This window comes from Nocardia sp. NPDC050713 (assembly GCF_040654315.1).
Taxonomy (GTDB): domain Bacteria; phylum Actinomycetota; class Actinomycetes; order Mycobacteriales; family Mycobacteriaceae; genus Nocardia.
Window position 1 is genome coordinate 492,382 of sequence record NZ_JBFAHS010000002.1, and the last position, 19,585, is coordinate 511,966.

Below are 19,585 nucleotides of genomic sequence, written 5' to 3' on the forward strand. Positions count from 1 at the left end.
AACACCGCGATGATCATCTCCGACCTGCCAAATGCTCGTCGAGTACGCGAGCGATGATCGGCAGCACGTGTCGCGCGGTCATCTGCTCATGAGTCGCTTCGATGTCGTGGTTGACGACTTCGCCGGTGACAAAAGGCTTCCAGCCGACCGGACCGAAGATGTCGGACGTAGCGATCCTGGCGCGGAAATACACCATGTCACCGTCGAATACGGGACGCCGGTAACCCGTTCGGATCCGCGCCGCCGCGTTGTAGGTCCGGGCCATCCGCTCGATGACGTCCGCGTCGATCGGCGACGCGCCACCGAGCCGGACACGGATCAGATCGGCGGCCTCCCGAGCCGACGCATCGGCGGGCACGTCGTGGATACCGAAGATCGGGCCGTGAGTGTGGACGAAAGCGCCAGCGGACAGCTGCTCGATGCCGTCAGCGTCGATGTCGGCGCAATCGGCGTCGAGCAACGCGAGGACGCCGACCGTGGCGCCGGCGTTCTCGAGCTTCGCCGCCATCGCATGCGCGACGAGTCCGCCGAACGACCAGCCGAGCAGGTGGTAGGGCCCCTCGGGTTGGACGGCGCGGATCTCGCGGATGTACCGATCGGCCAACTCCTCGATCGAGCGCGCCGGAGCTTCGGAACCGCCCAGGTCCGGCGCTTGCAGTCCATAGATCGGCCTGCCGGGCGCCAGTGCGTCCGCGAATCCCAGGTAGCTCCAAGACACTCCGGACGACGGGTGGACGCAGAACAGCGCGGGTTCGGCGCCGCCGAGCCGGATCGGCAAGACGACGTCGAGCGCGGGTCCCACGGACAGCTCCTCGGGTGGCTGCGTCGCGGATGCGGTGTCGGCGGCCGCGGCCAGCGCGGCTACGGTGCGGTGCTCGAACACCTGCAGCGGCGTGCAGTGGACACCCCGCTGCCTTGCTCTGGTCACGAGCTGAATGGCGGCGATGCTGTCGCCACCGAGGGCGAAGAAGGACTCGTCGACACCGACCTCGGCGAGACCGAGCAACTCCGCGTAGATGTCGACGAGAGTTCGTTCGGTCGGCGTCGAGGGTGCTCGGTACTCGGCCCGGCAGTCCGCGAAATTCGGCGCGGGCAAGGCCGCCCGGTCGAGCTTGCCGACCGCGGTGAGCGGGAGCGCGTCCAGCACGACGAAAGCCGAAGGGACCATGTACGCGGACAGGGCGGCGGCCGCTACCGCGCGCAGGTGCTCGATCTCGACCTCGACGCCCTCGACGGGCACTACGTACGACACCAGCACGGTCGATCCTGTCGGTCCGACCCGGCCGATCGTCACCGCGTGATCGACCAGCTCGTCGCGCGACAGCACGGTGTCTATCTCGCCGAGCTCGATCCGCACGCCGTGGATCTCGACCTGGAAGTCGCTGCGGCCCAAGTACTCCAGCTCGTAGGCATGGTCGCGCCCGACGACCCAGCGCACCATGTCACCGGTGCGGTACATCCGAGCACCCGGCTCGCCCCAGGGGTTGGCGACGAATCGTCCCGCGGTGATCCCGCACCGGTCGAGATAGCCGCGGGCGAGCGCGGGACCGGCCAGATACAGTTCACCGGCGACGCCGACCGGCACCGGGCGCAGCCAGGTGTCGAGCACGACTGTCGCGGCGCCACGGATCGGTCCGCCGATGGTGAGCGGCTCGTCCGGTGCGAGTTCGTCGCGACCAGTCGCCCAGATGCTGAACTCCGTCGGGCCGTACAAGTTCAGCATCCGCCGCCCGGTCGACCACTGCTCGATCAGCTCCGGTGTCGCGGCCTCGCCCGCGACAGCGAGCACCCGCAGGCAATCGAGGCCCGCGGAATCCATGGTGGCCAGCGCCGACGGTGTGATCGCCATGTGCGTGACCCGTTCGGTGCGTACTAGATCGACAAGGTCGGCGCCACCGCCGACATCGGGTGGCGAGATCACGAGCCTGCCGCCCACGCTCAGCGCGGCGAGCAGATCGAACACCGACCCGTCGAAACTCGGTGCGGCTATTTGCAACACGCTGTCGGACGGACCGAGATCCAGGTAATCCCGCAGGCCCTCAACGATATTCGCCATACCGCCGTGGCCGACCAGCACAGCCTTCGGTGTGCCGGTCGATCCCGAGGTGTAGATCAGGTAGGCCACCTGGTCGATGTCGATGCGCCCGCCGCGCTCGGCGTCGGTGATCGGCGCGTCGGCGATCTGCTCGAGCTCTCGGATCGACTCGGGCTCGTCGAGCAGCATCCAGTCGATGGTGCTCGGCAACGTCTCGCGAACCGGGGTCACCGTCAGGCCGATCGGCGCCTTGGAGTCGGCGAGCATGTGCTCTGTCCGCGCGATCGGACTGCGGGGATCCAGCGGCAGGAAGGCCGCGCCGGTCTTGGCCACCGCGCACACCGCCAGCACCGATTCCAGCGATCGCCCGAGGGCCAGCGCGACGCACATCTCCCGCCGGACACCACGGCGCAGCAGTGCCCGGGCGAGGCGGTTGGACCGGGCGTCGAGCTCCCCGTAGGACATCGTGCGCTCGCCCGCGCGCACCGCGATGGCACCGGGATCGATCCGCGCTCCGGCGTGCAGTACCTCGGGCAGAGTTCGCGGCTGCGCCGACTCCGCGCCACGAACCGGCAGCAGCTCGGCTCGTTCCGCGTCGTCGCAGCACTGCAGGCGGGACACCAGAGCATGCGGGTTGTTCGCGAGCTGGGTCAGCAGCCGGACCAAGCGATCCAACAGCGGCCGCGCCGCCTCCGGCGCGATCTGGTCGGCCGCGAATTTCAGGGTGACGCGCAGCGTAGTGTGCCCAGCGCCACCGCGGAGCGGAAGGACCATGAGGTTCAACGGATACGGCGTCGCGTCGGCGCCCTCGATGTCCAGCACACGCATGCCCGCGATGTCGGGTGCTGCCGACAGAGCTTCCCGGTCGATCGGGTAGGACTCGAAAACCGTCAGGGTGTCGAACAATTCGGCCAAGCCCACCGCCTTGTGGATCGCGGCGAGCCCGACGTGCTGGTGGTCCATCAGCCGCGCCTGCTCGCTCTGCAGGCGAGTCAGCAGGTCGTCCACCCGCTCCGCGGGATCGAGCCGCACTCGTACCGGCAGCGTGTTGATGAACAGCCCGACCATGTCCTCGACACCGGTCAGTTCCGGCGGCCTGCCGGACACCGTCGCGCCGAACACCACGTCGGTGCGGCCGGTCAGCGTGGCCAGCAACATCGCCCAGCCCGCCTGCACCACGGTGTTCACCGTGGCGCCGGAATCGCGTGCGACCGTTTCCAGCCGGTCGACCGTGTCCCCGAACAGGTCGATGGAGACCATCCCGGCCTCTATCGCCTTGTCCCCGGCGAGGGTCGGGACGACCCGTGTCGGCGTATCGATGCCCGCGAGGGATCGCTTCCATGCCGCCGTCGACGCGGCATGGTCCTGCTCGCGCAGCCACAAGAGAAACTCGCGGTACGAGTGCGCGGGCGGCAGCACGGATGCGTCGCCCGCGGTGGCGTACAGCGTCAGAAGCTCGCGCACGAGCAACGCGGTGGACCACCCGTCCAGCACGAGGTGATGATTGGTCAGCACGAACCGGTACCGGTCGGGGGCGCCGCGTACGAGCGTGCAACGCACCAGCGGTGGGCGGGACAGGTCGAATCGGGTACTGGCGTCCAAGGCGATCAGCCGGTCGACTTCTCGCTGTCGTTCGTCGGCATCGGCGACTCCGCTCAAATCGATTTCCCGCCAACCGATGTCGGCGTCCGCCGAGACGAGTTGGCGGGGCCCCTCGCCGGTCTCCACGAAAGCGACGCGCAGGATGTCGTGCCGGGCCACCACCGCCTGCGCGGCGGTGCGCAGCCGTGCGGCATCGATAGTGCCCGCCAGCGTGAATAGCGACTGCACCGTGTAGTCGTCGGCGGTGTCGGGATCGTATGTCGCGTGGAAGAACAGGCCGGACTGCAATGGCGAAAGCGGCCAGATGTCGGTCAGCTTCGGGTAGTCCTGCTCCCAGGCATCGATCTGCGGCTGGGTGACCGTGACGAGGTCGAAGTCGCACGGTGCGCGCCCGCCCGCTCCCGCGGTAGCGGCGTGATCGACCAGGGCCCGCAGTGCTTGCGCCCAGAGGTCGGCGAGTTCTTCGACCTCGGCCGCGTCGAGCAGCCGCGAAGCGTAGTCCCAGGTGACTTCCAAGCCGATGTCGGTCAGCACGGCGTTGACATCGACGACCGCTGCCAACGGCGCTCGGTCGTCGCGCGTCGCCGCGAAGCGTCGCGGCAGCCACGGTTCGGCTTCGCCGCCGGTCGGCGCCCGGCCGAGATAGTTGAAGCTCAGCTGGGGGAGCGGCGCGTCCGCGAGCGCGCTGTCGGCGTTCGGATAGCGAAGCATGCCGAAACCGATTCCCTTGTCTGGCACCGCGCGCAGCTGCTGCTTCGTGGTCTTGATCGCGGCTCCCGCCGCCGGTCCGCCGTCGAACGCGTCATCGAGGTCGATGGCCGTCAGATCGATGGCCACCGGATGGACCGTGGTGAACCAGCCCACCGTCCGCGCGACATCGGCGCCCGGCAGGATCGTCTCCTCGCGACCATGGCCTTCCAGCGTGAGAAGCGATGTCCTTCGGCCACGCCAGCGGCTCACCGCCATCGCGAGCGCTGTCAGAAGCACATCGTCCGCACCACAGTGGAATCGGTCCGGGACCGTGGCGAGCGCTGGGTCCGCGACGTCGGAGGCGACGGTGATCCGACAGGTCGCCATGGTGGCCGCGACATCGACGGCCGGATCCAAGGTGCCCGTGCCGATCGGCGGATCGGGCGTGGCGAGGATGCGTTGCCAGACCGGAAGTTCGGCATCGCGATCGGCCGCGTGCTCGAATTGGCCACGCGCCCAACGCCGGAACGAAGTGCCGACCGGAGCCAGAGCGCCGCCCGCGGCGGCGGTCGCCAGATCCGTCAGCAGGATCCGCCACGAGACGGCGTCGGTCACGAGGTGATGCAGCACGATCCAGCACAGCGGAGCGGCGGCCGCGCGTTCGATCAGCACGAAGCGGGCGACGATCCCCGCCTCCGGATCGAGTTGGTCTGCGGCGCGCTGCAATTCGTCTTCGCAGGTCTTGTCGACATCGGAACCTGCGGGAACCACCTCCACCACGGTGTCTGCCGCGACCGAACCGGACGGGGCGACGTTCCATTCCCCTCCGCGATCGGTCTTTCGCAACGAGCAGCGCAGCAGGTCGTGGTGGTCGAGGAGCGTTCGCACAGCCGCGACCAGCCGAGCACCGTCGACGTCGGCGGGCAGACCGATCAAGACGGCCTGGCCGAACCGACGCCAGGTATCGCCCTGGTCCAGCATCGCGCGCACGATCGGCGTGAGTTCGACAGCGCCGACTCCGCCGCCGGGCAGCTCGTGCACCGCCTTGGCGCACGCCTCGGTAGCCACCGCCGCCAGCCCGGCGACGGTCTTGCGTTCGAACACATCCCGCGCGCTGAAGGCGATCCCGGCGGTTTTCGCCCGGGAGACCAGCTGAATGGACGAGATGCTGTCGCCGCCGAGCGCGAAGAAGCTGTCCTCGACGCCCACCGATTCCAGGCCGAGGACCTCGGCGAACAACGCGGCCAGCGTCTCCTCGCGCGGAGTCGAGGGTCGTCGGTCCAAGAGCGCGTGGGAAGCGAAGTCTGGTTCGGGCAGCGCCGCACGATCGATCTTGCCGAGCGGTGTCAGCGGTACGCTGTCCAGGAGAACAACCGCGGCGGGCACCATGTACGACGGAAGCGATTGGGCGGCAGCTGTTTTCAGCTCCTCCGCGGTCACCTCCGCGCCCGGCTCGGGCAGTACGTAGGACACCAGGACGGTGGCGCCCGAATCGGTCTCGGCCCCGACGGTGATCGCGAAGTCGATGCCCGGGTGGCGCTGCAGGACTGCGTCGATCTCACCGAGCTCGACGCGGAAGCCCCGCACCTTGACTTGGAAGTCGTTGCGGCCCTGATACTCCAGCTCCAACCGCCCGGAGTTCTTGGTCCAGCGCGCCAGGTCGCCGGTGCGGTACATCCGTTCGCCGTCGGCGTACGGGTTCGCGACGAATCGTCCCGCGGTGAGGCCCGTGCGCCGGTGGTAGCCGCGCGCCACACCCGCACCCGCGAGGTACAGCTCACCGATCGCGCCGGGAGCCACCGGCCGCAACCACGGATCGAGCAGGACCGCGGAGACGCCGCGAACAGGGCCACCGATCGTGACCGGCGCGGCCGGGGCCAAGGCGTCGCTCAAGGTCGCCGTGACGGTCGTTTCGGTGGGGCCGTACCCGTTGCGAACAGTATGGCCGGACCACTTGGCCGCCAGTTCCGGAGGGCAGGCGTCGCCACCGACGACGACGGTACGCACGCCGGGCAGTGTCGCCGGGTCGAGGGATCCCACCACCGCCGAGGTGGCATCCAGATGGGAAACACCCTGCGCGCGAAGGTTGTCCGCCATCTCCTCGCCCGCATACGCCGAGGGTGGGACAACGGCGAGTGTCGCTCCGGCGGCGAAGGTCACCAGGATCTCCTCGACCGATAGGTCGAAGCTCGACGAAACCGCGTGCGCCATCACGGAATCGGCGCCGACATCGAGGTCGTGTGCCAGACTCGTGACCACGTTCGCCAAACCCCGGTGGGTGACCAGCACGCCTTTGGGCGATCCGGTCGATCCGGAGGTGTAGATGATGTAGGCGACCTGATCCAGGCGTACCGCGGCGCGGCGCACGCTGTCATCGATCGCTTCCGCGCTCTGCTCGGCGATACACCGTCGGGTCGCCTCGTCGTCGAGAACCAGCCAATTCACAGTGTCAGGCAACAACGTTCGCGCGGTCGCCACGGTGACACCGAGGACGACTCCGCTGTCGTCGACCATGTGCGCGATCCGGTCGACCGGGTAGGCCGGATCGATCGGCACGAAGGCGGCGCCCGTCTCGGCCACCGCGAGCATCCCGAGCACGGAATCGATCGAGCGCGGAATCGCGATCGCCACAGGCGATTCCGGCCCCGCACCGGCAGCGATCAACACACGCGCGAGCCGATTGGCGTATTCGCCCACCCGACGGTAGGTCAGACCGGTGGCGCCACTGCGTACAGCGATCGCGTCGGGGTCGATTTGCGCACCTGCGGACAGTATTTCGGGGAGCGTACGCGGCGCGACGCTCGCCGGTCCATGTGCCGGCGCCAGCTCGGCCAACTCGTCGTCGGAGACGATGGACACCGAGGACAGCTTGGCGTCCGGTCCGGCGAGGAGAAACCGCCGCAGGAATCGCAGGAATCGGCGGTGGTGTGCGCCCAACTCGGTGTCGCTGTACAGGTTGGCGTTGCCCTGGAAATCGATGTGGGTGCTCTCGCCGCCCACGCCGGGATACAGGTTGAGGTACAGGTCTTCGATCAGCCCCGGGGTCAGCACGTGCGCTCGTCCGGTGACCGGGCCGAGCTGGACCTTGGTGTCCAACATCATCAGGTTCACGGAGGGGCCGAATGTCGCGACCTCGTCCATCGGCCAGCCGAGGTCGCGGAAGATGTCCTCCTGGCGGTAGCGCTGCCGCCGCAGCGCACCGGTCAGCTCGTTCTGCGCGGCCCGGATCATCTCGCCGATGGTCATGGTCGGAGTCGGCCGCAGTCGCACCGGAACGACGTTGGCGATCATGCCGCCGGAGCGCCGCATCGCCGCCGTCGTGCGCGCGGAGACCGGCAGACTCAACACCACCTCCGGAGCACCGGTCGTCGCGGCGAGATAGGCGCCGAAGGCGGCGACCACCGTGGGCGCCACACCGGACGACGCCGCCTTCGCGACCGTCTCCAGCAGCCGCGCGGTCTCCGGCGCCAACACGCCCTCGACGCGCCTCGGATGCGCGTCGACGTCGGCGCTGCGGCCCGCGAGATTCACCGGATCGGCCATCCCGTCGAGGTGCCGAAGCCAGTACTCCCGGTCGGCCGCGAAGCGCTCGGAGCTGCGATACGCCAGATCGGCGTCGACGATCTTTCTGAGGTCCTCGGCTTGTGCCCGCGGCGGCGGCCTGCCCTCGATCGCCGCCGTGTAGAGCTCACCGGTGCGCCGCACCATGGCCGAGACGCCCATGCCGTCGAGCGCGATGTGATGCATACGCCAGTAGCAGAACCAGCGGTCGTCGGCGATCCGCAGCATGACGGCACAGGCCAACCGATCGTTCAGCAGATCGAGCGGCGCCGAGTATTCGTCGCGCATCCAGGCTTGGGCCGCGCCCTCCGGATCACGCTCGTGCCGAAAGTCGAAGACGCGCGCGCTGTCGTCCAAGGTGGTATCGACACACTGGAGTGGATAACCGTCGTTTTCGATCAGGCGCAGATAGCCGGTGCCGAATTCGCGTCCGGCCTGACGCGCTGCCGGCGCCAGCCGATCGAGGTCGATCGGTCCGGCCAGGTCGACATATTGGGCAAGGGAGATCGGAACGTCGCCCGCGATGTGCTGGGCGAACCAGATTCCGCGCTGCGCCGCCGAAAGCGGAAAGGCGCCATTCGCTCCGTGCATGTCGTGTCCCCTCGAGGCCACCATGGCCTCCAGCAGGACTTCAACGATAACCCCGACGCGCTCGTCGGCGCATTCCCATCGATAGGCGAAGCGCTCCGCTGGCTGCATCGGTTTCGTATCGAGATCGAATTGCGTACGCACAGCCGAGATTTCCGATGTTCCATTGTGGCCGGTGGCGCAGCGGATTCGAATCCGGCACCTACGACCAACTATTGCGGGGAGCATGCGGCACGGTCGTATACTCCCGTTATGGCGGATGAACCGTCCTCCACGGAATTTCCCGAGGCGCCGGTTCTAGTGGTGCAGACGAGGGAACGCGTCTATCGGCTACGCGCCGGTGGCGCATATAACGTCGGTCGCGATCCCACAGCCGATATCGTGGTCACCGATCCCCGGGTATCCGCAGTGCACGCCGTCCTGGAGCGGGGATCCGACGGGTGGGAAATCGAGGACGCGGGCAGCCGCAACGGCACGTATTTCGACGGTAGACGCGTCGAACGCATGGTGATCGACCGAGACGAGACGTTCCAGCTCGGCCACGCCAGGGACGGCGAGCAGTTGGCCTGTTCGGTGGAAGCGCCACCCGGTCGCGAGACCGATGGCGATCCCGGCGGAGACACGATGATCGTCCCGGATCCCGGCTACCAGCTCGACGACGAAGTGACTGTCACGAAGTTCCGCACGGGTGACGGCCTGCCGATCGCGCGGTCGCTGGCTCCGTCCGCCGACCCCAGCGCGGTAGTACGGATCACCACGAGCCCGCTTCGGATCGGCCGCGCCGCCGACAACGACATCGTCGTCTCCGACCTCATGGTCTCCCGCCATCACGCCGAACTGCGGGTGATCGGCGACGGCAAGTACCGGATCGTCGACCTCGGCAGCCACAACGGCACCTATGTCAACGGTTCCCGGGTCGATGCCGCCGACCTCACCGAATCCGACCTGATCGCCATGGGGCATACCACTGCCCGGCTGGTCGGCGACGAACTGCGCGAGTTCGTCGACACGGGTGACGTGTCGGTCTCGGTGCAAAACCTCATCGTGCGGACGGGCGAGGGCAAGGTGCTCCTCGACGGGGTGAGCTTCCCCATCCCGCACCGCTCGCTCGTCGGCGTCATCGGTCCGAGCGGCGCGGGCAAGTCGACGCTGCTCGGCGCGGTCACCGGGTTGCGACCCGCGACCGAGGGCACGGTCCGCTACGACGGACGCGATCTGTACACCAACTACGACGAGCTCCGGCACCGAATCGGCCTGGTCCCGCAGGAGGACATCCTGCACAACCAGCTGCAGACCCGGCGCGCCCTGCTCTATGCGGCCGAACTGCGCTTCCCCGGCGACACCCGCCGCGAGGAGCGCGAGCAGCGGGTCGACGAGGTCTTGGGGGAGCTCGGCTTGGCGAAGCACGCCGAGACCCGCATCGATCGGCTCTCGGGCGGACAGCGCAAACGCGTGAACGTGGCGCTGGAGTTGCTGACCAAGCCGTCGCTGCTGTTCCTCGACGAACCGACTTCCGGCCTCGACCCCGGCTTGGACAAGACGGTGATGGAGATGCTGTCCGAGCTGGCGCACGATGGCCGGACCGTCATCGTGGTGACGCACAGCGTGGCGAATCTCGATGCCTGCGACCGCCTGCTGGTGCTGGTGCCCGGCGGTAGGCTGGCCTACTACGGTCCTCCCGCGGAGGGGTTGCGGCACTTCGGGCAGCGCACCTGGGCCGAGGTGTTCCAGGCGTTCGAACGCGAGGCCGACCGCGACTGGGCGGGCGAGTTCCGGGATTCCCCGTACTTCCAGCAGTATGTGGCGGTCGGACTGACCGACGAGGTCGGCCCCGCCGACGTGCACGCGCCGGAGCCACCGCCCGCGCCGCAGTCCAAGCTCAGTCAGCTCAGCACGTTGTGCCGTCGGTACCTGGCGGTCATCGCCTCGGATCGAAGCTATCTGGCGCTCCTCGGCGTGATGCCCGTGCTGCTCGGCGGCTTGATCGCCGCGGTGCCCCCGGGCCAGGGTTTCGCCGGGACGCCGGGAACCAACGTCGACGCGCCGACCAAGCTCATGATTTTGATGTTCGCCGCCTGCTTCGTCGGCACCGGCAACTCGATTCGCGAGATCGTCAAGGAACAGACGATCTACGGCAGAGAACGCGCGGCGGGCTTGTCGGCGGGCGTCTATCTGATGTCGAAGATGCTGGTGCTGGGGGTGATCACCACCCTCCAGGCGGTGGTGTTGGTGCTGATCGGCACCATCGGCGTGGCTATGCCGCCCAAAGGGCTGTTCACCTCGGCCGAGGTGGAGCTGATTCTGGCGATGGCGCTGCTCGGTATCACCTCGCTGGCATTGGGCTTGCTGGTGTCGGTCTCGGTCAACACCTCCGAGAAGACGCTGCCGCTGCTGATCGTGCTCTCGATGGCGCAACTGGTGCTCACCGGCGGGCTGGTGCGGCTGCCCGGCACCATCTTCCTGGAGCAGTTGTCGTACATATCGCCGTCGCGGTGGGGGTACGCCGCCGGGGCCGCCACCCTCGATCTCGACACTCTGTCGCCGCACGACGGCGCGGCCGACCCGCTGTGGAAGCACAGCATCGGGACGTGGCTGGTCGACATGGGAGTCGTCGCCGCACTCGGAATCGTCTTCCTCGCGCTGGCTTGGTACCGCCTGTATCAGCTGCGCCCGCGGCGCCGCGGCGCCCGCCCCGCGCGGATCTGACGACGACGGGTGTGCCCGCTCGAGTTTCGGGCTACGCACTCGGAGGTGCCGGTATGTGCACCGTCGGCGTTTCCCGGCGCGTTTCGAGCGCGTCGAGTATCAGCTCCAGCCCGTAGCCGAACTCGCTGGTGTGGTCGTAGCCCGGTCGCAGGGCGTGGTCGACGATCATTTCCGTGAGGTACGGCAACTCCCGCGTCGGTAGGTGCTCGAGCAGGTTGCCCGCGACTTCCTCGATATCGGCCGGAGTCGTCATCGGCAGATTCGCCTCTTGGAGGACATACCCGCTGACATAGCTGTCGATGAGCGAGACGGCGTGCGCGGCCATCGGCAGCGAGAACCCGGCCTCCCGGAGGACACCGAGGACCGCGTTGTGGTGGCGCAACGTCGCCGGTCCCGGATTGCGGCGCGAATCGATGAGTCCGAGAGCCCAGCTGTGTCGTGACAAGACCGCGCGCGCGGAGCGAGAGCGCGCCCGGATCGCATCGCGCCACTCGTCGCAGTCGACGGTGGGCAGCTCGATCGCCGCGAACACCGCATCGACCACGCCGTCGAGGAGCGCTTCCTTGTTCGGTACGTGGTTATAGAGCGACATCGCCTCCACGCCCAGTTCCTGGGCTACCCGCCGCATCGAAATGGCCTCCGCCCCACCGCGATCCGCGACCCGGATCGCGGCATCGAGCACGCGATCTCTGCTGAGGGGTTGGCGTGGGGGCATGACGTCTCCAGGGTGTGAAGGTGTTGACAAGCTTACAGGTGTAAGCCAGCCTTACGAGTGTAAGTTTCTCGGGTTGGAAGCAGCCGCCGTTTCGGCGAACGACCAATCCGTGACGCCCTTCCGGTGCGAGAGAAGGAGATCACCGATGCCTATGCCGAGGTGGTTCGCCCACGTCAACAAGCGGGTGTTCAATCCTCCCGCGATCGCGGGAGGCAAGCGGCCCGTACTGATTCACGTCGGCCGCGTCTCCGGCGCGACCTACCGCACGCCGCTCGACGCCCATCCCGTCGACGGCGGCTATCTGTTCATTCCGGTGTACGGATCAGATTCGGACTGGGTGCGCAACATCCTGGCGGCGGGCACCGCGCGGCTCCGGGTGGACGGCACGGAGCTCGACCTCGCCGCGCCGCGTTTGGTCGGGGCGGAGGAGGCGTTCCGCGCCTTGGCCGATGACGTGGCGCGTCCACCGAAGCTGCTGCGCATCAACGAGTTCCTTCGCATGGACTCGGCCACGTCCTGAGTGCTCGTCAGGTGACAACCGACGAGGCCAGCGTGCGCACCAATGCCTCCACACCCGCCAGCGTATGCGCGGGCATCATCATGTCGCAGAACGGTAGCGCCGCAGCCATCGCACCGGTAGTCGGCTCGAATCGAGGATCGCCCGCGCGGGGATTGAGCCAGATGACGCGCCACGCACGGCGTCGGATCCGGGCCATCGCACGGGCGAGGACATCGGGGGTATCGCTGTCCCAGCCGTCCGATGCGATGACGACGACGGCGCCGCGCACCGCGGCGCCGGACGGAGTCGCGAGCAGCGCGCCGAGGCATCGGCCGATGTGCGTGCCGCCATAGCGGTCGACCACTTTGTCGTTGGCCCGGGCCACCGCGACATCGGGGGAGCGGTGCGCCAGCACCGAGGTCAGCCTGGTCAGCGAAGTGGAGAAGGCGAAGACCTCGGGTCGATCGGTGGAGCGGCGCTGCATCGCGGCCCGCATCAGATGCAGGTAGATCGTCGCGTACGGCTGCATCGAGCGGCTGACGTCGCAGATCAAGACGATTCGGCGCCGTCTACGCCGTGGACGAGTGCGGACCAGCACCGCCGACTCCCAACCGGTGCGGCGGGAGTTGTTCATCGTCGCCCGGAAGTCGATGCGCTTGCCGTGCGGATGACTCTCGTAGCGCCTGCTGCTGCGCTGGGGCCAGAGCGCCGACGCCTGTTCCAACCAGGTCCCGATGGTGCGCAGATCGTCCGGATCGAAGCGGGCGAACGGTTCCTGTGCTCGCGCCGCGAAGCGGCTCGGCAGCACGTCCGGCAGCGTCGCGCTCTGGTCGGTCGACTGATCGAAGCCGGTTACCGATCCCAGTGTCGCCCAAGGCACTTCACCACCTTGCCGAGGCTGCCCGCGACCGCCCGTGCCCGGCGCCGACGCCCGTCCCGGCGGCAGTCCGTGCGTTCGGCTCGGCGGGTCCGAGCCCAGCACCGCATTGGCGAACACCGCCGCGAAGACCGCGTCGAAGGCGGAAAGATCCTGCATGCGATCGACGAGCGTGAGGCGCGTGGCCCAGTAGAGCTCGGTGCGCGATCGCGGCGCCATGCGACGCAAGGCCTGCACGTACAGCGCGGGCCCGCTCGGCGCCACCGCGACCCCGCCGCGCCGCAACCGCGCAACGACCGCGACGGCGAACGCGGCCAGATCGACGCCGCGCAGCAGGACCGCTCGGGTCATCGTTGCCCGCGCATTCGCCTGAGTATCACAACGATTCCGATCAATGCCGCGAGCGCGAACACGATCGCGGGTACATACTTCTCCAGTATCGCCGACCTGAGGAGATTTCCGAGGTCGAGCGGCGCCTGCTCGGGCTGCGCAACCGGTTGTGACCGCACTGCTCGGCTGTCCACCTCGGCCACCGGCTCGATGGAAGCCGAATCGGCTTCCGCGAGTTTCGCTTCCAAAGAGGCAACGAATTGACCGATCATTTTTTCGGAAACCTGCTGCAGCATTCCGCTGCCGAATTGAGCGAGCTTGCCGACGATTTTGAGATCGGTGTCCACGGTGACACGGGTCTGGTCGCCGTCTGCACGCAATTGTGTGGTGATGAGCGCCGCGGCGTTTCCGGATCCGCGGGAATCCCGGCCACGGCCGTTGATCACCGCTCGATGGTCGTTTTCGTCGCGCTCGACGAAATTCGCCTTACCGCTGAATTCACTGATCACCGGACCGACTTTGACTTTCAGCTTGCCGAGGAAGTCGTCTCCCTCCCAGCCCACCATCTGCGCGCCAGGCATGAGCGGGACCACCTGTTCGAGGTCGGTCAGCACCTCCCACGCCCGCTCGACGGGTGCGTTGACGGTGAACTCGTTGGCGATCTTCATCGAAGTATCCCTCTCATCCGGGAGCCAGGCCCTGGGTGTATTCGGCGAACGCCCCGTGCACGGTGGCGCGATCGTCGGGTGTCTTCGCCAGTGCGCTGAGCGCGGCGATCGCCTCCGGCGCGGTGAGCTCGGCGACATCGAGCGTGGCCAACGCGGCGATCCAGTCGATGGCCTCGGCGACGCCGGGCGGCTTGTCGAGATCGAGAGTGCGGGCGTGGGCGACGAATCGGGTGGCGTGCTCGATCAGCGCGTCGGTCGCCCCTGGCACGGTGCGTCGCACGATCGCCACCGCGCGGGCCGGTTCGGGGTAATCGATCCAGTGGTAGAGGCAGCGCCGCCGCAGCGCGTCGTGCAGGTCGCGGCTGCGGTTCGAGGTCAGCACCGCCAGCGGCGGTTGTTCGGCGACGAAGGTCCCGAGTTCGGGAACGGTCACCGCCGCCTCACCGAGGAATTCCAGCAGCAGCGCCTCGAATTCGTCGTCGGCACGGTCGATCTCGTCGACGAGCAGCACCGGCGGCGTCGGCCCGCGATACCGCACACAGCGCAGGATCGGGCGGTCGACCAGGAATGCCTCGGTGAACAGATCGGCTTCGGTGAGGGCCGCGCCGCGTGCCTCGGCGAGCCGGATGCTGAGCAGTTGACGCTGATAGTTCCAGTCGTACAGCGCTTCGCTGACCGTGAGGCCCTCGTAGCACTGCAGGCGGATCAGCGGTGCGCCGAGCACGGTGGCCAAGGTCTTCGCCGCCGTCGTCTTACCCACTCCCGGTTCGCCTTCCAGCAGCAGCGGCCGCCCCAGCGTGGTGGCCAGATAGAACGCCGCGGCGGTCCCGGTGTCGAGCAGGTAGTCGTCGGCGTCGAAACGTCGCACCACGTCCTCGACATCGTCGAACGGCGACATCATGGCGGCGAGGCGGCGCGCAGGCGCTCGTAGTCGTCCCAGGTGTCCACGTCCAAGGGCACCGGTGCGTCGACCTCGAGCCGGGACACCGGCACGCGACCCGACTCGATGATCTTCCACACGGCCTTGTCGCCGTGCAATCGGGCCAGCTCGCCGAACATGCTGCGGCTCAGCCAGAATGGATGCCCGAGGCCGTCGCGGTAGCGGCAGACCGTGATGGCGCCGGTCGTTCCCTCGGCGATCAGCCGGTCGACCGTCGCCGCCGACAGACCCGGTTGATCACCGAGCACGAGCACGATCCCGTCGGCCCGGGGATGCACCGAGCGCAGGGCCGAACGCAACGACGACGAGCATCCCGAACCGAAGTCCTCGGCCATGACCACCTCCAGCCCGGTCAGATCGACCTGCCGCTGGATCGCTGCCGCCGATCCGCCAAGGGTGACGATCATCTGATCGAAAGCGCAGGATCGCACCACGTCGAGCGTGGCGCCGAGAACCGTCGTATTCCGATACGGCAGTAACTGTTTCGCGGTGCCGAGACGCCGCGAGGTTCCCGCGGCGAGGACGACTCCGGTGACGAACCCGCTCGTCATGAGTCCGTCTTCGTCGCTGCGAAGGACTTGCGGCAGCCGGAGCTACAGAACCAGTAGTCGACACCGTCGACAGTGAGACGCGGCGTGTCCGGCCCGACCGCCACGGTCATGCCGCACACCGGATCGAGAGCCTCGGACACGAGGCTCGCCGGGCGCGACGGCACCGTCAAACCACCCTTGCGGATCGCCTGGATCAGTTCCGCGACGATCGAAACGGCTATCTCCTGGGACGTCTTGGCCCCGATCGGCAAACCCACGGGGGTGCGCACCCGTGCACGCTCGGCGTCGGTCAGGCCGAGCTCGTCGAGGATCGACGCCCCGCGAATGCTGCTGGCCACCAGACCGATATAGCCCACGCCCGCGTCGAGCGCGACGCGGATCAACTCGGCTTCCGGTCCACCGTGGCTGGCGATCACCATCGCCGTCGTGTCGGCAGGAGAATCCAGCGGGTCGGGTTCGGCGACGCTTCGCTGCACCCCGAAGCCCACCAGTTCGCACAGTTCGGCCAGCGCGTCCGCGATGGGTGTCGCGCCGCAGATGCGCACGAGCGGCGCCGGGATCTGTGGCTCGAGGAAGATCTCCAGCGCTCCGCCGGACAGGCAGGGATTCACCACCACCGCCGCGCCCGGCGCCTCGGGGAATTGCAGATCGCCGTCGGGTAGCACGCGCAGCAGCACACTCTCGTTCGACTGCAGGGCGCCCAGCGCGGCCTTGCGGACCGAGTTCTGGGCGCACTGGCCGCCGACGAATCCCTCGATCGTCCCGTCCTGCAACAGGATCGCCTCGTCCCCGGCGTGCGCCGAGGTCGGTTGCTGCGCGCGCACGACGGTCGCGTGCACGAACGGAGTCCGGGTGCGGACCAGCTGCTGCGCTCGCTCGCTGATCTTCATCGGTGATCTCATCGCTCGCATCCACTCAGATGGGCGGTCTCGGCCTGCCCTGCATCGCCTCCCACACCCGCGACGGCGTCAGCGGCATGTCGGCGTGCCGAACTCCGAACGGCGCCAACGCGTCCACCACCGCGTTGACCACCGCCGCGGGCGATCCGACCGTGGCCGATTCGCCGATGCCCTTCGCACCGATCGGATGCACCGGGGACGGGGTGACCGTGAACCCGGTCTCCAGATGCGGAACCTCGAGCGCCGTCGGGATGAGGTAGTCCATCAGGGATCCGCCGAGGCAGTTGCCGTCTTCGTCGAAGGCGATGATCTCCATCAGCGCCATGCCGATGCCGTCGACGACACCGCCGTGGATCTGGCCCTCGATGATCATCGGATTGATCCGGGTCCCGCAGTCGTCGACGGCCAGGAAGCGTCGGACCTTCACCACGGCCGTCCCCGGGTCGACGTCGACGACGCAGAAGTACGCACCGTAGGGGTAGGTGAGATTCTCCGGGTTGTAGCAGATCTGCGCGTCGAGTCCGCCCTCGATCCCCTCGGGGAGATCACCGGCGCCGTGCGCGCGCATCGCGATCTGCTGAATCGTGACCGCCGCGGACGGATCGCCTTTGACGTGGAACGAGCCTTTCTCCCATTCGAGGTCGGCGATGGAGACCTCGAGCATGCCGGAGGCGATGATCCGCGCCTTGTCGCGCACCTTGCGCGCCACCAGCGCGGCGGCCGCGCCCGAGACCGGTGTCGACCGGCTGCCGTAGGTGCCGAGGCCGAACGGCGTCTGATCGGTGTCGCCGTGCACCACGTCGATGTCGTCCGGCGGGATGCCGAGTTCCTCGGCGACGATCTGGGCGAACGTCGTCTCGTGTCCCTGCCCCTGGGTCTGAACCGACAGGCGCACAACGGCTTTGCCGGTCGGATGGACGCGCAGCTCGCACCCGTCGGCCATCCCGAGCCCGAGGATGTCCATATCCTTGCGCGGACCCGCGCCGACGGCCTCAGTGAAGAACGACATTCCGATGCCCATCAGCTCGCCGCGTGCGCGTCGCTCCCGCTGCTCTTCTCGCAACGCGTCGTAGCCGATCATGTCCATCGCGAGGCGCATGGTCTTCTCGTAGTCGCCGGAGTCGTAGACCCAGCCGGTCTTGCTGGTGTACGGGAACTGTTCGGGGCGAAGCAGATTCCGCAACCGTAGTTCGGCCGGATCTATTTTCAGTTCCTGGGCGAGGCAATCGACCAACCGCTCGACGAAGTAGACGGCCTCGGTGATCCGGAACGAGCACGCGTAGGCGACGCCACCCGGGGCCTTGTTGGTGTAGACCGCGGTCATCTTGCAGTACGCGGCCTCGATGTCGTAGCTACCGGTGAAGACGCCGAAGAAGCCCGCCGGATACTTCAACGGCGCGGCCGTGCCGTTGAAGGCGCCGTGATCGGCGAGCACGGTCGACCGGATGGCGAGAATCTTGCCGTCGGTGTCGGCCGCGATCTCGCCGACCATGATGTAGTCGCGGGCGAACCCGGTACTGACCAGATTCTCGCTGCGGTCCTCCATCCACTTCACCGGTTTGCCCAGCAGCAGCGATCCGACGATGGCGCAGACATATCCCGGATAGATGGGCACCTTGTTGCCGAACCCGCCGCCGATATCGGGTGCGATCACCCGGATCTTGTGCTCGGGCAGTCCGGCCACCAACGCGTAGAGCGTGCGGTGGGCATGCGGCGCCTGGCTCGTCGACCACAGCGTGAGCTTTCCCGTCACGGGATCGAGATCCGCGACGGCGCCGCAGGTCTCCATCGGCGCGGGATGCACCCGCGGATAAACGATCTCCTGCTTCACCACGACATCTGCGCGCGCGAACACCGCCTCGGTCGCGGCGGCGTCACCGGTCTCCCAGTCGAAGCAGTGGTTGTCCCGCTTGCCCTCGAGATCGGTGCGGATCACCGGCGTCTCGGGCGCCAGCGCCCTCCGGACGTCGATCACCGGCTCGAGCATCTCGTACTCGACATTGATCAGCTCCAACGCGTCGCGCGCGGAGTAGCGATCCTCGGCGACGACGAAGGCCACCTCCTGACCCTGGAACCGCACCTTGTCCGTCGCCAGCACCGCCTGCACGTCGTTGGACAGTGTCGGCATCCAGGCCAGGCCCTTGGCCGCGAGATCCGCGCCCGTGACGACCGCCTTGACCTTCGGATGCGCCTGTGCCGCTGAGACGTCGACGCTGACGATCTTCGCGTGCGCGAACGGGGACCGCAGGATCGCCAAATGCAGCATGCCGGGCAGCGCCACGTCGTCGACGAAATTGCCGCGTCCGCGAATGAACCGCGGGTCCTCCTTGCGGAGCATCCTGCCGTGACCGCACGGCTTGCGGTCGTTGTCGACGCGGTCTTCGGGGCGGGGCTCGACGGCGGTCATGACGCGCTCCCCGCCGGCGCTGCCGTGGAAGCGGGTTCGGGTTCCGCGGCTTCGCCTCGTTGCTTCGACGCGGCCCACTGGATCGACCGCACGATGGTGGTGTACCCGGTGCAGCGGCAGATCTGGCCCGAGATAGCCTCGCGGATGGTCTGCTCGTCGGGATTCTGGTTGCGGTCGAGCAGTGCGCGGGCGGTGATCATCATTCCCGGCGTGCAGAATCCGCACTGTAGCCCGTGGCACTGCATGAAGCCCTCTTGCACGGGATCGAGCTGGCCGTCCACTTCGAGTCCCTCGACGGTGCGCACCGCATGACCGCCCGCCATGACGGCCAGCATCGTGCACGACTTCACCGGTTCGCCGTCGACCTCCACCACACAGGCGCCGCAGTTGCTGGTGTCGCAGCCCCAGTGGGTGCCGGTGAGCCGCAATTGATCTCGCAGGAAATGCACGAGCAGGGTGCGCGGCTCGACCTCCGCGGTGACCGGCTCGCCGTTGACGGTCATGGTTACCTGCATGG

General features: G+C 68.0%; 11 protein-coding genes. 2 read left to right on the forward strand and 9 right to left on the reverse strand.

From position 1 onward, the window contains the following. Positions 1-13: 13 nt before the first annotated feature. Positions 14-8,479, reverse strand: a complete 8,466-nt coding sequence (locus tag AB0H49_RS05690) for an amino acid adenylation domain-containing protein (protein ID WP_357247557.1) — start codon at positions 8,477-8,479, stop codon at positions 14-16. Positions 8,480-8,728: 249 nt separating this feature from the next. On the opposite strand from AB0H49_RS05690, the gene AB0H49_RS05695 reads away from it, so the two are divergent. Next, positions 8,729-11,182, forward strand: a complete 2,454-nt coding sequence (locus AB0H49_RS05695; protein WP_357247560.1) for an FHA domain-containing protein — start codon at positions 8,729-8,731, stop codon at positions 11,180-11,182. Between the two features lie 31 nt (positions 11,183-11,213). On the opposite strand, the gene AB0H49_RS05700 is transcribed toward AB0H49_RS05695, so the two are convergent. Then, positions 11,214-11,897 (reverse strand): TetR/AcrR family transcriptional regulator, encoded by a 684-nt coding sequence (locus AB0H49_RS05700; RefSeq protein WP_357247563.1) that lies wholly within the window; start codon positions 11,895-11,897, stop codon positions 11,214-11,216. A gap of 145 nt (positions 11,898-12,042) precedes the next feature. Here AB0H49_RS05700 and AB0H49_RS05705 point away from each other — a divergent pair, with 145 nt between their 5' ends. Then, positions 12,043-12,417, forward strand: coding sequence for a nitroreductase family deazaflavin-dependent oxidoreductase (locus AB0H49_RS05705; protein ID WP_357247566.1), 375 nt, complete (start codon positions 12,043-12,045; stop codon positions 12,415-12,417). Positions 12,418-12,424: 7 nt separating this feature from the next. On the opposite strand, the gene AB0H49_RS05710 is transcribed toward AB0H49_RS05705, so the two are convergent. The 7 genes from AB0H49_RS05710 to AB0H49_RS05740 are packed head-to-tail and all read right to left on the reverse strand — an operon-like array spanning position 12,425 to position 19,583. Beyond that, the gene (locus AB0H49_RS05710; RefSeq protein ID WP_357247569.1) at positions 12,425-13,624 is read right to left on the reverse strand and encodes a VWA domain-containing protein; all 1,200 of its coding nucleotides are present in this window, start codon (positions 13,622-13,624) and stop codon (positions 12,425-12,427) included. Next, complete coding sequence (locus AB0H49_RS05715) at positions 13,621-14,271, reverse strand: SRPBCC family protein (RefSeq protein WP_357247572.1); 651 nt, start codon at positions 14,269-14,271, stop codon at positions 13,621-13,623. Before AB0H49_RS05715 ends, AB0H49_RS05710 begins: the two co-directional genes overlap by 4 nt. 13 nt (positions 14,272-14,284) lie before the next feature. Next, positions 14,285-15,172, reverse strand: a complete 888-nt coding sequence (locus AB0H49_RS05720) for a MoxR family ATPase (protein WP_357247575.1) — start codon at positions 15,170-15,172, stop codon at positions 14,285-14,287. Next, positions 15,169-15,762: an NTP transferase domain-containing protein gene (locus tag AB0H49_RS05725; protein ID WP_355001433.1), complete on the reverse strand. Its 594-nt coding sequence runs from the start codon at positions 15,760-15,762 to the stop codon at positions 15,169-15,171. The genes AB0H49_RS05720 and AB0H49_RS05725 overlap by 4 nt, the downstream gene beginning before the upstream one ends. Continuing rightward, complete coding sequence (locus AB0H49_RS05730) at positions 15,759-16,652, reverse strand: XdhC family protein (RefSeq protein ID WP_355001708.1); 894 nt, start codon at positions 16,650-16,652, stop codon at positions 15,759-15,761. The genes AB0H49_RS05725 and AB0H49_RS05730 overlap by 4 nt, the downstream gene beginning before the upstream one ends. 25 nt (positions 16,653-16,677) lie before the next feature. Beyond that, positions 16,678-19,068, reverse strand: a complete 2,391-nt coding sequence (locus AB0H49_RS05735) for an aerobic carbon-monoxide dehydrogenase large subunit (RefSeq protein WP_357247578.1) — start codon at positions 19,066-19,068, stop codon at positions 16,678-16,680. Further along, positions 19,065-19,583: a (2Fe-2S)-binding protein gene (locus AB0H49_RS05740; RefSeq protein ID WP_355001431.1), complete on the reverse strand. Its 519-nt coding sequence runs from the start codon at positions 19,581-19,583 to the stop codon at positions 19,065-19,067. The genes AB0H49_RS05735 and AB0H49_RS05740 overlap by 4 nt, the downstream gene beginning before the upstream one ends. Between the last annotated feature and the right edge of the window lie 2 nt (positions 19,584-19,585).